At 60.0% G+C, this 13,515-nt stretch carries 11 protein-coding genes; 9 read left to right on the forward strand and 2 right to left on the reverse strand.

The genetic code is table 11. From position 1 onward, the window contains the following. Window positions 1-9: 9 nt before the first annotated feature. Entirely contained in the window at window positions 10-978 is a 969-nt protein-coding gene (locus NLY37_RS29295) for an NUDIX hydrolase (protein WP_023740407.1), read from the reverse strand. A 161-nt stretch (window positions 979-1,139) separates the two neighbouring features. Here NLY37_RS29295 and panB point away from each other — a divergent pair, with 161 nt between their 5' ends. The 7 genes from panB to NLY37_RS29325 all read left to right on the forward strand — a co-directional run bounded on the left by panB (window position 1,140) and on the right by NLY37_RS29325 (window position 6,415). Beyond that, window positions 1,140-2,000 carry a 3-methyl-2-oxobutanoate hydroxymethyltransferase gene (panB, locus tag NLY37_RS29300; RefSeq protein ID WP_023707031.1) on the forward strand — a complete coding sequence of 287 codons (861 nt, stop codon included), beginning with the start codon at window positions 1,140-1,142 and terminating at the stop codon, window positions 1,998-2,000. Beyond that, entirely contained in the window at window positions 1,997-2,860 is an 864-nt protein-coding gene (gene panC / locus NLY37_RS29305) for a pantoate--beta-alanine ligase (RefSeq protein WP_023740408.1), read from the forward strand. Before panB ends, panC begins: the two co-directional genes overlap by 4 nt. A 93-nt stretch (window positions 2,861-2,953) precedes the next feature. After that, window positions 2,954-3,679 carry a LuxR family transcriptional regulator gene (locus NLY37_RS29310; RefSeq protein WP_023673631.1) on the forward strand — a complete coding sequence of 242 codons (726 nt, stop codon included), beginning with the start codon at window positions 2,954-2,956 and terminating at the stop codon, window positions 3,677-3,679. Window positions 3,680-3,771: 92 nt separating this feature from the next. Continuing rightward, on the forward strand, window positions 3,772-4,404 hold the full coding sequence (locus tag NLY37_RS29315) for an acyl-homoserine-lactone synthase (protein WP_286441062.1): 633 nt from the start codon (window positions 3,772-3,774) through the stop codon (window positions 4,402-4,404). Between the two features lie 22 nt (window positions 4,405-4,426). Next, window positions 4,427-4,801: a transcriptional regulator domain-containing protein gene (locus NLY37_RS30880; RefSeq protein ID WP_352498917.1), complete on the forward strand. Its 375-nt coding sequence runs from the start codon at window positions 4,427-4,429 to the stop codon at window positions 4,799-4,801. A 58-nt stretch (window positions 4,802-4,859) separates the two neighbouring features. Then, entirely contained in the window at window positions 4,860-5,270 is a 411-nt protein-coding gene (locus tag NLY37_RS29320) for a DUF2285 domain-containing protein (RefSeq protein WP_023673629.1), read from the forward strand. Between the two features lie 170 nt (window positions 5,271-5,440). Further along, a complete protein-coding gene (locus NLY37_RS29325) occupies window positions 5,441-6,415 on the forward strand; it encodes a hypothetical protein (protein WP_023708080.1) in 975 nt (324 codons plus the stop codon). Window positions 6,416-6,944: 529 nt separating this feature from the next. On the opposite strand, the gene NLY37_RS29330 is transcribed toward NLY37_RS29325, so the two are convergent. Next, a complete protein-coding gene (locus NLY37_RS29330) occupies window positions 6,945-7,700 on the reverse strand; it encodes a Crp/Fnr family transcriptional regulator (RefSeq protein ID WP_023731597.1) in 756 nt (251 codons plus the stop codon). 2,469 nt (window positions 7,701-10,169) lie between these two features. Between NLY37_RS29330 and bluB the strand changes: the two genes are divergently transcribed. Then, window positions 10,170-10,805: a 5,6-dimethylbenzimidazole synthase gene (gene bluB / locus NLY37_RS29335; RefSeq protein WP_023694898.1), complete on the forward strand. Its 636-nt coding sequence runs from the start codon at window positions 10,170-10,172 to the stop codon at window positions 10,803-10,805. An 881-nt stretch (window positions 10,806-11,686) separates the two neighbouring features. Continuing rightward, the gene (gene glmS, locus NLY37_RS29340) at window positions 11,687-13,507 is read left to right on the forward strand and encodes a glutamine--fructose-6-phosphate transaminase (isomerizing) (protein WP_023740411.1); all 1,821 of its coding nucleotides are present in this window, start codon (window positions 11,687-11,689) and stop codon (window positions 13,505-13,507) included. Window positions 13,508-13,515 lie beyond the last annotated feature (8 nt).

The following is a 13,515-nucleotide window of genomic DNA, read 5'->3' on the forward strand; positions in this document are numbered from 1 at the left end:
TAAGGGATGTCAACCCCGCGCCAGCGGCAATTTTGTCCCGGCGATGAGCCTATCGTCGAGAACGGCGTGGCGGAAACGGAAAAGCTTCGCTGGCCGGCCGCCGGTCTCAGTGGTGGCCTCTCCGGTCTCCTCGACCAGCTCCTGCTGTTCGATCAGTCGGCGAAAGTTCGGCTTGTGGATGAGCCTGCCGGCGAGCGCCTCCACGGTTCGCTGCAGCTGCAAAAGCGTGAAGACCGGCGGCATCAGCTCAAAGACGACTGGGCGGTATTTGATCTTGGAGCGCAGCCGCGCAATGCCGGTCGCCACGATGCGGCGATGATCGGCGACCATGGACTTGCTGGGCACCAGCGGCGGGGGTCCTGCCTCCCGCCCTCTTACGGCCTCTTGGACCAGGCCTGCTTCGTAGACTAACTCATAGCGTTGAAGCGTGAGTTCCTCGTTCCAAAGGCGGTCGTCGAAGCCAAAGGCTATCGTCGCCCGCTGCCAGCGTTCACGTCGCGTGGCCGAATCGCCAACCCCGTTTGCCCATTCGATCAGGCGCGGCCGCAGAACGTCCAGAACGACCGCAGGCGTGCCGGAGCGGTGGTCCTCCCATGGAAAATATTCATACCAACTCTGCCATCCGCACTTGGGCGAGCCCGCTGCCTGTTCCTTGCGCGTCAATGCCAGATAGCTGATGGAGATGACGCGCTGCTGGCGCTCGGCGCCGATGCGATCCCGATCCGCGAACGTGTAGAGTTGCTCAATGTACCCCAGCCGATGGCCGGTTTGCTGCTCGACCCACCCCCTCAAGCCGGATTGCAGCGATCGGTGCTCAAGCGCAAAGGGACCGGAGGGCAAGGTGTCCGCCTGGCCGATGGTGAGGACACAGGGTTGACTGCCGTTTACGGCGACCACAAAGGCGATCAAGTCCACTTTGACGTTATCGGCCTTGCCGGCGGCTCTGTCTTTCCTGAGTCCTATTGCCTGATCGTCCATTATTTGGCCAACTCGGGGCACCTTAATCGATTTAGTGTAAGCGTGCCAATTGGCACGTCAACACCCCGCAGCTGCATGGCCATTTTTTTGCTCTTCGCACCTGCACAAAAATGTGCCAAAGGCGACAGCCGCAGCTGGTAACGTAGGGGAAGGAGGGTCCCATGAGCGCTTATGGTGACACCAGGGCGATCACACCGCCGGATATTCGTTCGCGCAAAGGTGGGACGCCGCTCGTCTGCCTTACCGCCTACACCACCCCAGTCGCACGGCTTGTCGATCCCCATTGTGATGTGGTGCTCGTCGGCGACAGCGTCGGCATGGTTCTCCACGGCCTGCCCTCGACGCTCGGTGTCACGCTGGAGATGATGATCACGCACGGCCAGGCGGTGCGCCGTGGCATCAAGCAGGCGCTGATGGTGGTCGACCTGCCGTTCGGTTCCTACGAGGAAAGCCCAGAGCAGGCTTTCCGCAATGCCGCGCGCGTCATGGCCGAGACCGGCTGCACGGCCGTCAAGCTCGAAGGCGGCGAAGCGATGGCAGAGACGATCGGCTTCCTCGCCGCACGCGGCGTGCCCGTCATGGCCCATGTCGGATTGACGCCGCAGGCCATCAACACCATCGGTGGCTACCGCGTACAGGGCAGGGGCGGGGATGCCGAGCGCATCAGGCGCGACGCAATTGCGGTGGGCGAAGCGGGCGCCTTTGCGGTCGTCCTGGAGAAGGTTCCTGAGGCGCTCGCCCGCCGGATCACCAAGGAGGTGGCGACCCCGACCATTGGCATCGGTGCCTCGGCAGCCTGTGACGGCCAGATTCTCGTCGTCGACGACATGCTGGGCCTCTTCGGCGACTTCCGGCCCAAGTTCGTCAAGCGCTATGCTGAACTCCGGGAGGCGGCTGCGGCTGCGATCGCTTCCTATGCGCGCGAGGTGAAGGAGCGCCAGTTTCCCGCCGCAGAGCACGTGTTTGCCGATGCGCCCAAGCCCGCCGACACGGACGCCACCAAGAGCGGAGAAGCAGCGTGAGCGTGCCGATCGTCAGGAGCGTTGACCAGCTTCGCGAAAGCGTCGCCGCATGGCGCTGCGAAGGTGTGAGGATAGCCCTGGTGCCAACGATGGGCGTCCTGCATGAGGGCCATCTCAGCCTGGTGCGCGCTGCACTCGAGAAGGCAGACCGTGTGATAGTGACGCTCTTCGTCAACCCGAAGCAATTCAACAGCCAGGCCGATCTTGCCGCGTATCCCCGCACCGAGGACGAGGATGCCGCCAAACTGGCACCGGTTGGCGCGCACCTGCTTTATGCGCCAGATGCAGAGGAGATGTATCCGGCGGGCTTCGCCACCACCGTTTCGGTTTGCGGTGTCAGCGAAGGCCTGTGCGGTACATTCCGGCCGGGGCATTTCGACGGCGTGGCGACCGTCGTCGCCAAGCTCTTCCTGCAGACCAGCGCTGACTTCGGCTTCTTTGGCGAAAAGGACTTTCAGCAAATTCACCTGGTCAGGCGCATGGCCCGGGATCTGGATATTCCAATCACCATTGTTGCCTGTCCGACAGTCCGTGAAGCCGACGGTCTTGCGTTATCATCGCGCAATGTGCGGCTCTCGCCAGCGGAACGCGCTGTTGCTCCCAAGCTATCATCGGTCCTGCTCAAGACGGCTGAGCGGCTTGAGCGCGGCTCACCCATCCTGCCAACGCTTGCAGAATCTCGCGCAGCAATTCTGGCTGCAGGCTATCGCGAGGTCGAATACCTGGAACTTCGCGATGAGGCAGATCTGCACCCGATAACAAGCCTCGATCGACCGGCACGGTTGCTTGCCGCCGCCTGGCTCGGCGGCACACGGCTCATAGACAACGTCAGACTATTTCGGATTGGTTCAACAGATTAGCCACGTTCTCGGCACGCGCCGTATTCGTCCGGGATCATCTAAAACAAGGTCTCTGCCTGGCATTGAGCGTTACGGAGGTTACGCACAGGACACATGCATCGCGTGTTTGAGAACTTCGTCGAGCAACTGTCTGCAAGTGTTGATGCTGCCGATCTCTGTGAGGCAATGGCCTCCGCTGCAGCCGGCTTCGACTTCCCGCTATTCGCCTATTTCACCTACCCGTCAGCCTCCGGCGACGCCCCCCAATTGATTTCAAACTATCCTTCATCCTGGACGTCACGTTATCTGCAACAGCGGTACCACAGTCTCGATCCGGTCATCCTGCGCGGGCTGCAAGGCTGGGATACATTCGATTGGGGTGTGGATCGCGCTCGGCACGGTCTGCCGAATTCGCAGCAACAAATTCTAGAGAGTGCGGCTGAGTTTGGCATCTGCGGCGGCCTGACGATGTCCATGCATGATCATCTCGGCCGGTTTGCTGCCCTGACCTTTGCTTCCGACGAGTCCCGTCCGCCTCTGTTGCGGTCACTGGCACGTTACGAAAAAGCATTGCAACTGGTGGCCATCAACTTTCATATCCATGTCCGGCGAAGGCTCGCCGATCATCGCGTGGTGGATGGTGTAACGCTCACCCCGCGGGAATTCGAGTGCCTGAAATGGGCGGCGCGCGGCAAGTCGGCTTGGGATACTAGCCAGCTTCTCGGCGTCTCAAAGCGCACCGTGACCTTTCATCTGGAAAACGCCAAGGCAAAGTTTGGCGTTCGAACGATCAACCAAGCCGTTGCACGAATGGCTGCCTCCGGCCTGACGAGATCCTGATTCTCAGCCACGATACCTGTAAACCTCTACAGGCTGCATCGCTGTCAGCTTTGCCCTTCGATGGCGGGAACACATCCCACATGGAGGCGACCATGATGCAACTGATAGCACCAGACTTTTACAGTGATTTTGCAGGCGAGCTCAAAGAGATGCACGGGCTCAGGTTTCGGGTGTTCAAGGAAAGGCTCGATTGGGAAGTTGATACCGAAGACCAGATGGAATCCGATCCGTTTGATGCTCTCAAGCCTGTCTATCTGCTCCTCAAAGGATCCGACTGGCGAATTCGCGGTTGCGTGCGTCTTTTGCCCAGCACCGGACCCACAATGTTGCGCGACACCTTCCCGGTGCTGCTGGGTGCTGACGTCGTGCCCGCGACCACCGACATATGGGAGAGCAGTCGTTTCGCGCTCGATCTTCCTCCGTCGGCGCCCAAGGCAGCGGGCGGGCTGGCCCAGGCGACCTACGAGCTCTTCGCGGGCATGATCGAGTTCGGCTTGGCCAAGGATCTGACCCGGATCGTAACGGTGACGGACACGCGCATGGAGCGGATCCTCCGCCTTGCTACGTGGCCATTGTCGCGCATCGGAGAACCCAAGTGCGTCGGCAAAACGGAGGCGGTGGCTGGGTTTCTCGAGATTTCCCACGCGAGCCTTTTGCGCATCCGCAGCAGGGGACGTCTGAGCGGACCGGTACTGTGGCAACCGGTTCTAGGCCCGTCAGCATAGCGCCATTGTGGACACCTGTGCCATGAAGGATGCTGGTTTGTCCAAGGAAGCGACGGTCGGCCTTGTATGCTGGCCGGACTGGCGTCGCCAGGACGCTTACCACTACGCCAGACGATTGCCACGCACTGGCTGGGCCTGGGAGTTTCTTCGGCGCAATCCACAATTCCAGCGCGACCACGCCAAAATGGCACCGTCCGCCTGCTTTGTCGGAACCCAGGCCGACATGAAGATAATCGAGTTGACGACAGAATCAGCTTTCCTAAGACAATGGAGCCTCCTTTTTCGCGGACGCGCCACAGTCGGACGCTACATCGGCGAGGGTCTTTTGGGATCCGCGCGATTGCGCCTGTATTCTACGAGCGGCCGCGGAGCCGCTGGGGCTCGACCACGATTTTGAACCGCTTCACCTTTCTTCGCTCTCATGCTGCAAGGACATCCTGCTGACAGCTGCGGGCATGCAGCACGTGCTGCTGAGGGAGAACTGCCGGAGTCTGCAGATCGCCGTTTCCGGTGCGTCCGTCCTCCGCCCGTTGCGGCTATATGTCGACGCGATCCTTCAGCCGCAGCACCTCAAGTTCCATGTCGCTGCCCTTCAGTTCCTGAACGACATCAATGATTGCCGCCGCGTGTCAGCTGCTTGCTTTCCGCCGGAACACCGCGGAGCGCGTCTGCGTATTGTACTGCAGGCTTTGGATGGCTCGCTGGCGGGAGCATCTCATCAGGAGGTCGCCATTGCCTTGTTCGGGAGACGCCGTGTCGAAGAAGATTGGCGTCATCCAGGCGGCCATCTTCGCGATCAGGTACGTCGCGCCATCCAACGCGGCCGCTACCTGATGGGCGGCGGCTACAGACAGTTCCTGAGGTAATTGGAGTGGTTGCGATTGTCTTATACGAACGCGCAACCTCCATTTTCTCACTGCAATGGTGCGTTGCACAAAACGTGGCAAGCGCCTAGTTCTTCCGCGGCGAATCGGGTTTCGGCGAAACACCGGGACCCAACTTCGTCGATAAGTGCATTCATGACCTGAGGACCCCGATGACCGTTATGAACTCCGACAAAGCCGGCGCTGCAAGCCTTGAGACAATCGCGCGAAACGGCAGCATGCTGCGTCGCATAGCCGTACGCATTCCGACCTACCTGTCGGATATTCGCGAGAACCCGGCGTGGCTGCCCATGTTCATGTTGGCGCGCACCATGCCGGCACGGAGAATGCACTGGCGTGGTGCAAAGCCGGTCCGAAGGCCGCAAAGAGCCCAGGACACGATGTTTGCCGGTGTCAATTGCCACGACGTTGTCGACGCGCTGCGGATGGATGGGCTTTTTCCCGGCCTTGTCCTGCCTGCAATGGTGGCTGAAGATGTAGCCGCATTCGCCAGGTGCACACCTTGTTTCGGCAATTTCGATCGCCGACTCGAGTTCATGCCGGCGGAGCATGCGGAGGCTGAGGCGCGATTTGGCCGTCCGTTGCTCAGCGGCCATTATTTCGAGCGCATTCTGGGCTGTAAGTCGGCCGTTGCCATCCAAAACGATCCGCTGCTCATGGATATCGCGGCGCACTATCTCGGCGGCCAGGCGACGCTGATCACGACGCGCGTCTGGTGGAGCTTCCCGACCGGCCAGGCGTCGGACGCGGACAAGAACCTGGCTTCGCTCGGCAAATACCACTTCGACCTGGACGACTGGCGGATGCTGAAGTTCTTTTTCTATCTGGTGCCCGTCGACGAGGGGACCGGCCCGCATATCTATGTTCGCGGCAGCCATGATCGCCGCGCCCTCAAGCACCAATTTACGCTTGTCGTCGGCCATCCAGCGCAAGAGATTCTGGACGTCTACGGCAAGCAGAGTCCGGTCACGCTGACCGGCAAGGCCGGTTTCGGTTTCGTCGAGGATCCGTTCGGGTTCCATATGGGCACCGTGCCGTCGCACAGGCCACGGCTGATGATGGAAGTTGGCTTCGGCGTTTCTCCTCCATCGCGCCGCCGCTTCCATGGCGAGCCTGTGATCCGCTGATTTCGAAAAGTCCCGAAACAGCCTTCCCGTTGTGAAAAGGCTATGCCGCCAATCGATCTGTTCCGGGCCAAAAGCGGTTGTCTGCACATGCCCTGAACTTGGCTGGTGCAATGAGTCTCGCCATTGCTCCAGCCAGCGCATCAGTCCTGTTTAATCGAGGTTAGATGGCAGTGCGCCCAAGAGATCCTCCTCGATATCGCCTGCCGCGCGAAGCCTCAGATGCTCTTCGAAAACCTCCTTTACGGACCAAGTCGTCTCGGGTCTCCTTTGAGTGGCCGGAAGGTGGTGCACAGCCGTATCGTGCTTCGGGATCCTGAACGAAGGCGAGGGGCGGTTTGTTCCTCGCGGGGCGCATGCAGCGGTGCCGGCATGACAGCTTCGTCTTGGATCCCGATGCTCGGCAACGTCAGCGGTGAAGGCTCTGTCTAGGCGGCTTACGTGACTCCAATGCAGGAGATCGACCATCTCCTGTCGAGCACATTCGTTGGCGATCACCGTCGCGGCGCTACGGACGCCGCGGCGCCTGCGATCAATGCAGTTTGCCGACTAGCCGAGCGTATTCGGCTTCAGCCCTGCCATATGACCCATCTGCCAGCGCAATTAGACGCGCGCGATCAAGAATGACTACCTCTCCTCGCATTGAGCGTATCAGACCTTGGCCCTCCAAGGTTTGCAGCGCTATGGTGACGCCGGGCCGCCTGACACCGAGCATAACTGATAAGAACTCGTGCGTAATCGCAAAGCTGTTCCCGTCGACGCGATCATCACACATCACCAGCCATCTTGAGAGCCTGTCGACTATGTTCATCCGGGCATTGCTGAGCGCGGTGAAGCTTGCCTGGAGGTGAAAGTAGTGAACGTAGCGGAGCAGAAAGGTTCGCAAGGTTGGGCTTGTCAGAAGCGCCTTGGTGAAGAGGCCCGCGTCGATAACAAAGGCTCGGGCTTCTAATTGGACGTAACAATCGTGCGTTGACCGGTCATCGCCCATGATAAGCGCTGAGCCGGTCATGCCCTCACAACCAATGATTCCGATCTCAGCTTCGATACCAGGCCGCAGCTCGCCCACCACTGACCCGAGACCGCTCTCGAAGAAGTACACGGTGCTGATTGGTGACCCCGCCACTTCGAGATGCGTCTTCAGCCCAAGGGAGACGCTTTCGAAATGAGGTTGCAGCAATGCCAAATCTGCCGAGCACATTCGTAGCAGCAGCGAATTGCGATAGATCGAATTTTGGCCGGTGTCGCGTTGCGCGGCAGTGTGAGTTTGTGAACTGGAGTCTGTCATAGCTCCCTCTCCCTATTGGGGCGGAAGCATGTTGATCGCTCACAGCCGACGGACGCCCTTAGAGTTGCCGCCGATGGCACACTGTATGCCTGCCGACCGCGGATGTCCCATTTTTTAATCAATTACGTTAATCGGCCCGAGCCAAGCTTTGGCGCACCCGCTCTAACGCGGCATTCAGATGCTCCAGAAATTCGTCATCACCTTTCGTTGACAAATTGCGTTGTCGAACGCGAGTTACAATGCGCTCCTGGAGTGAAACCGCTGTCTCATAGTGGTCCACGATCATCTGAAATGAAGCGCTCATTGGGGCGGATTGAAAGGGCTGTGCCATAGCACAACCCTAGCTCCACGAGGATGAGAGTTCCATGCCGGCCGCCGCTTGGGTAACAATCGTACAATATACCCAAGACGGACCGCGCTCTTTGGTTATCCTCCCAGAAATCCGGTAGCCTTGCGTGGCGCAGCTTCTCTTCGCTCTTCGACCTCCTGACCCGGCCGACCAGTCCCGGCTTCAGCCATTCCGCCTTGTCCTTCTTATGCTCCTTCGGGACCGGGACGCCGACCTCGCCCTGCACACGATCCCACAGCGTTTGCCTTTTGTCGGCCTTGACGGCTAACATCGCCCGCCCTTGTAGGACCGCTTTCAGCCATGATCACCTCGGGGGGCTGAACGAAGCGCGTGGTTGTCGACTCTGTCGGTCGTCGCAGACGCTTACGGAGGCCTCACCGCAGAGGGAGATGCGCACTCCGGCTCGACGACGGCTGTCGAAAATCAGACTGATGTGGATGCACTACCATCGATCGGCACTAAGATTCTCGACCTCGGCAATAAGCTCCTCTGTACAGCAAGCGACCTTCCTGCCTCGCAATATCAAAAGTCAAACCCCGCCGCAGATGCATATGCCTGGCAGCACGCGTCGGTCTTTGGCCGCGCATCTGCCAAACCGAAATCAAGTAGCCCGCCATCGCGCGACCCTCAACGCGATCTTGATCATTGCAGTGGGGCAATAACTTATCTCTTTGGAGCTTGGTGGTGATATATAGGCGCCCAAGCCAGCGCTAATATTGCATGGAGCTAAAATGCCCGCTAAGATTTCTTGGGTGTTGGCTGGCGGGTGTTTGATGCGGTTTCATCGTCTAGGCGCGGTCGCTCTGGGTCTGGCGTCCTTCATCAGCAGCGCTCATGGCCAAGAATCCTGCGACCCTAACTACACAGGCGCCTGTGTTCCAATCGCCAGCGATGTCGACTGTTCCTCCGGAAAGGGCAATGGTCCCGCATACGTACACGGGCCGGTCTCTGTCGTGGGCACCGATATCTATGATCTTGACCGAGACGGCGACGGAATAGGTTGCGAAAACGGCTAGAGGAGGCAAGTCGCCCTCCAACTTCATGACGGCACCAGCCCATCCGCTGTTGATGGTAACGGTCACCTCCGAGTTGAGGGTGAGCAACGTTCCCAGCCATTTGCATCAAATATCAGGGCCTCGTAAATGCGACTTATGGCGACTCTGCGGTACGACGGTCGAACACCTTCCACGTCTCAACCGTCTCCTGCCTTACGTTTTGTCAATTGGTAGCTGATTGTAGAATGTGCCAGTAACTGGGATGCTCATCTCGTTCCACATGCGCGAGCCCTGATGCGCGTCAGTTATTTTTACTCTCCGGTCACGATTGAGACCACTGGCCCGGGCGATGTTCCCCGAGAAGAACAAAGAGGTAGATGGTGCCGGCATGGTCCCTCCAATGCTCTCCCCTTGTGAACGGCATCCAAATTTTTCGGCGGGCTTGAACAGCGGCCACCTTTGGCGGCTGTCGAGGGCTGATGATAGATTCCATTCCAGCTCTTTCTAATGTGTCGTCCGAACAGTGAACGAAAGTAGAACATATAGTTCAAGCGCGAATCAACTGTGAGAGGGATGAGCTCCAATTTGGGTCATGCCTGACGCTGGTGGAAGACGAAATTGCGGTGGCGACTGGAAGCTCAGCGATGCACCAAATGAAACTGGGCAGCTGGTGCTGTCCGCTGCGGCGCTATGACGACAGACGATGGTATCTGCCGAATGACCTGGGGAATCTTCGGGGACGTCGAGGCCGACGTGGTCGGAAGCAAACTGAGTTGCAGGCGGTGCGGCAGGAACGACCATATGCAAGCTGAGATGCCTGTCGCCGTCTCCGCGTTCCAGGCCGACGTTCTCTGCATTCCGAGGCCTGGTGAGCGATACGGGTGCGCCTGAGTGTCAATGGCGCATTTAGCAACGGCCTGGTACACGATTCACCGCGGTGCGAGCTGATCGAAACTGGCTTGGTCGATTGCATCGTAATAGCGCCGCCCACCAGGAAAGATTTTTCTATCGTTTGCGGTTGGGGTCGCATGACGCGATTGTCGGACGCAACAAGCCAGCTTGGCAATAGGCAGAGGCTGTCCACACTGTACTCCCTAATGCCAATCCATACCTAACGAGACCGCCATGCCGTCACCTCCAGATTTCACCGACGATTTTCGCTCCGAGCTGATCACGCTGCTGCGCTGGCGCAGGGATGTGCGGCGCTTCGAGCCGACGGCTCTGCCAGAGGGTACGCTGGAACGCCTGCTCGAGCTCGCCAGCATTGCGCCCTCCGTTGGCCTCAGCCAGCCCTGGCGCTTCGTAGTCGTCGAGAGCCTCAAGCGGCGCACTGCCGTGAGAGACTGCTTCGAGCGCTGCAATGCCGAGGCGCTCACGCGCTTTTCGGGAGAGCGCGCCGCACTCTATGCCCGGCTGAAGCTTGCCGGGCTCGACGAGGCGCCCTGTCAATTCGCGGTCTTCGCCGACCGCACGACCCGACAAGGCCATGGGCTCGGTCGCATGACCATGGCGGCGACCATCGACTATTCGGCCGTCATGGCAGTGCACACACTGTGGGTGGCGGCGCGGGCGGAGGGCATCGGCATGGGCTGGGTGTCGATCCTCGATGCGACCGAGATGGCCGAAATTCTCGACACGCCGCCCGAATGGACGCTGATCGGCTATTTCTGCCTCGGCTATGCCAGCGAGGAGCACGACATGCCGACCTTGGAACGCGAATGCTGGGAACATCGGCGGCCGCCGGTGGTGATCAGGCGATAGTGGGGCTGCTCATCATTCGCCTCTGCCCTGGCGATGAGCTTGACGCAGATCGGGTCGCCCTTGGCCACATTGCCATTCCGACCGAAGCCGAGGTTCGTGTTCTTGCAAAGGCCAGGAAAGAGCAGCATGACAAGCGCGACCGCAGCGAAGATGGCGCTTGCGACAACCGGGCTGAAGCCGGGCATGGAGGTGGTCGACCTCTGTTGCGGGGCGGCTGTGCCGATCGCCACGATCACCCGCCATGTCGTCGCACTACGCCGACCAGCTGGAGGCCGCGCAGCGCCGGCTGACCGGCGCCGGCGCGACCAATTGCGAATTCGTCGCCGGCTACGCGCTACGAACTCGCTACTCTGGTGTCACGCCCCGTGAGTCTTCACGGCCAACGCCTTCGACGGCGTCCCGGACCGACCGCGGCTGGCACGTGCCGTGCGCGAGGCGCTCGCCCCCGGCGGACATTTGTTATCGTCAACTGACACCGGCAGCCGCGCGAGACGACGACGGTCCTGAAGCGAACTCAGGCTGTCGCCAAGACAGACCATCGCCGATGCCCAAGTCGGCGGCACCATGCTCCTAGATGCCGACTGCGTGACAAGGGGCCGCAGGCCCGTCGTCCGTCCACTGTCCAAGGCCTCCTGGCCTTTCCGAGGCCGTGATCCTGCCGCGGGTGTGAGTTTGCGATCCTCATAAGAGCGTCAGGCGCGAATAGAAGTTTGGGTCGTGGCTCCACAGCGGCCGACCTATCCATCGGGTGGATGGTAGTTATCACAACAATCAATTTTACCAATATTATGGAATTCTACTACAAGGCCGCCAGTTAAAGCGGCCGGACGGGTATCCGTCTCGCGTGGGCTGGTGCTGCCCGCAAAGATGCGGAGACGAACATGTGCGGGATTGTTGGCATCGTTGGGCAACAGCCGGTGTCGGATCGGTTGATCGGCGCGTTGAAGGGTTTGGAATATCGCGGCTATGATTCCGCCGGCGTTGCGACGATCATCGAGGGTGCCTTGCACCGCCGGCGCGCCGAGGGCAAGCTCGTCAACCTCGAGAGGCGACTGAAGGAAGAGCCGCTGAGCGGCAACGTCGGCATCGGCCACACGCGTTGGGCAACCCACGGGGCCTCGACCGAACGCAATGCGCACCCGCACTTTAGCGACGGTGTCGCCGTAGTCCATAACGGCATCATCGAGAACTTCACCGAGCTGAAGGACGAATTGGCGGCGGATGGCGCCGAGTTCCAGACCGACACCGACACCGAGGTCGTTGGGCATCTCTTGGCAAGATACCGCCGAGAGGGCATGAGGCCGCAAGAGGCCACGCGTGCCATGCTGAAACGCGTCAAGGGCGCCTATGCGCTTGCCATCCTCTTCGAAGATGAACCGTCGACCATCACGGCGGCGCGCAACGGGCCACCGCTCGCGATCGGTCACGGCGACGGCGAGATGTTCCTGGGCTCCGACGCGATCGCCCTTGCTCCCTTCACCAATGAAATTACCTATCTCATCGACGGCGACTGGGCCGTTGTCGGCAATTCGGGCGCCCATATCTTCGATGTCGACGGCCGTCCCGTCGAGCGTCCGCTCCATATCTCCACGGCCGCGGCCGATCTGGCCAACAAGGGCAACCATCGCCACTTCATGGAGAAGGAGATTTACGAGCAGCCCGAGGTCATCGCCCATGCTCTCCGTCATTACATTAACATCATAGACAGTCGCGACATGGTTCCTGGCATTGATTTCGCCAAGGTCCCGAGCTTGGCGATCTCTGCCTGCGGAACCGCCTATTTCGCCGGACTGATCGGAAAATACTGGTTCGAGCGCTATGCGCGCCTGACGGTTGAAATCGACGTTGCGTCCGAATTCCGTTACCGCGAGATCCCGTTGCCGCCGCAGTCGGCAGCTCTTTTCATCTCGCAGTCCGGCGAAACCGCCGATACGCTTGCGTCATTGAGGTACTGCAAGGAGCGTGGGCTGAAAATTGGCGCTATCGTCAATGCCTGCGAATCGACCATCGCTCGCGAGGCCGATACGGTTTTCCCGATCCTTGCCGGACCGGAGATCGGCGTCGCCTCTACCAAGGCTTTTACCTGCCAGCTTGCCGTTCTAGCAGCACTCGCCATCGGCGCCGCCAGAGCCCGCGGGACGGTCCCCGAACACGAGCTGCAGGAGCTCGTCAGGAGCCTCGCCGAATTGCCGCGCGTGATGGGCCACGTACTCGAGAGCATCCAGCCGGAAATCGAGTTCTTGTCGCGCGAACTGTCAAAGTGTCGTGACGTCCTGTATCTCGGCCGTGGCACCAGTTTCCCGCTAGCGATGGAAGGTGCGCTGAAGCTCAAGGAGATTTCCTACATCCATGCCGAGGGCTATGCAGCGGGTGAATTGAAGCACGGGCCGATCGCCTTGATAGACGAGAACATGCCAGTGATCGTCATCGCGCCCCATGACCGTCTTTTCGACAAGACCGTTTCCAACATGCAGGAAGTGGCTGCCCGTGGAGGGCGGATTATCCTCATCACCGATGAAAAAGGGGCAGCCGTATCGAAACTCGAAACCATGCACACGCTCGTGCTGCCGGTTGTCGACGAGATTATCGCGCCAATGATCTTCTCGCTCCCGATACAGCTTCTAGCCTACCACACGGCGGTCTTCATGGGGACGGATGTAGACCAGCCGCGCAATCTCGCAAAATCGGTCACGGTCGAATGATTGTGAAC

This window comes from Mesorhizobium sp. C395A (assembly GCF_030323205.1).
Classification (GTDB): domain Bacteria; phylum Pseudomonadota; class Alphaproteobacteria; order Rhizobiales; family Rhizobiaceae; genus Mesorhizobium.

Excerpts from the sequence above, each read along its gene's own strand:
- NLY37_RS29295 (WP_023740407.1), bottom strand. The coding sequence starts at position 978 with ATGGACGATCAGGCAATAGGACTCAGGAAAGACAGAGCCGCCGGCAAG.
- panB (WP_023707031.1), top strand. The coding sequence starts at position 1,140 with ATGAGCGCTTATGGTGACACCAGGGCGATCACACCGCCGGATATTCGT.
- NLY37_RS29310 (WP_023673631.1), top strand. The coding sequence starts at position 2,954 with ATGCATCGCGTGTTTGAGAACTTCGTCGAGCAACTGTCTGCAAGTGTT.
- NLY37_RS29315 (WP_286441062.1), top strand. The coding sequence starts at position 3,772 with ATGATGCAACTGATAGCACCAGACTTTTACAGTGATTTTGCAGGCGAG.
- NLY37_RS30880 (WP_352498917.1), top strand. The coding sequence starts at position 4,427 with ATGAAGGATGCTGGTTTGTCCAAGGAAGCGACGGTCGGCCTTGTATGC.
- NLY37_RS29320 (WP_023673629.1), top strand. The coding sequence starts at position 4,860 with ATGCAGCACGTGCTGCTGAGGGAGAACTGCCGGAGTCTGCAGATCGCC.
- NLY37_RS29325 (WP_023708080.1), top strand. The coding sequence starts at position 5,441 with ATGACCGTTATGAACTCCGACAAAGCCGGCGCTGCAAGCCTTGAGACA.
- NLY37_RS29330 (WP_023731597.1), bottom strand. The coding sequence starts at position 7,700 with ATGACAGACTCCAGTTCACAAACTCACACTGCCGCGCAACGCGACACC.
- bluB (WP_023694898.1), top strand. The coding sequence starts at position 10,170 with ATGCCGTCACCTCCAGATTTCACCGACGATTTTCGCTCCGAGCTGATC.
- glmS (WP_023740411.1), top strand. The coding sequence starts at position 11,687 with ATGTGCGGGATTGTTGGCATCGTTGGGCAACAGCCGGTGTCGGATCGG.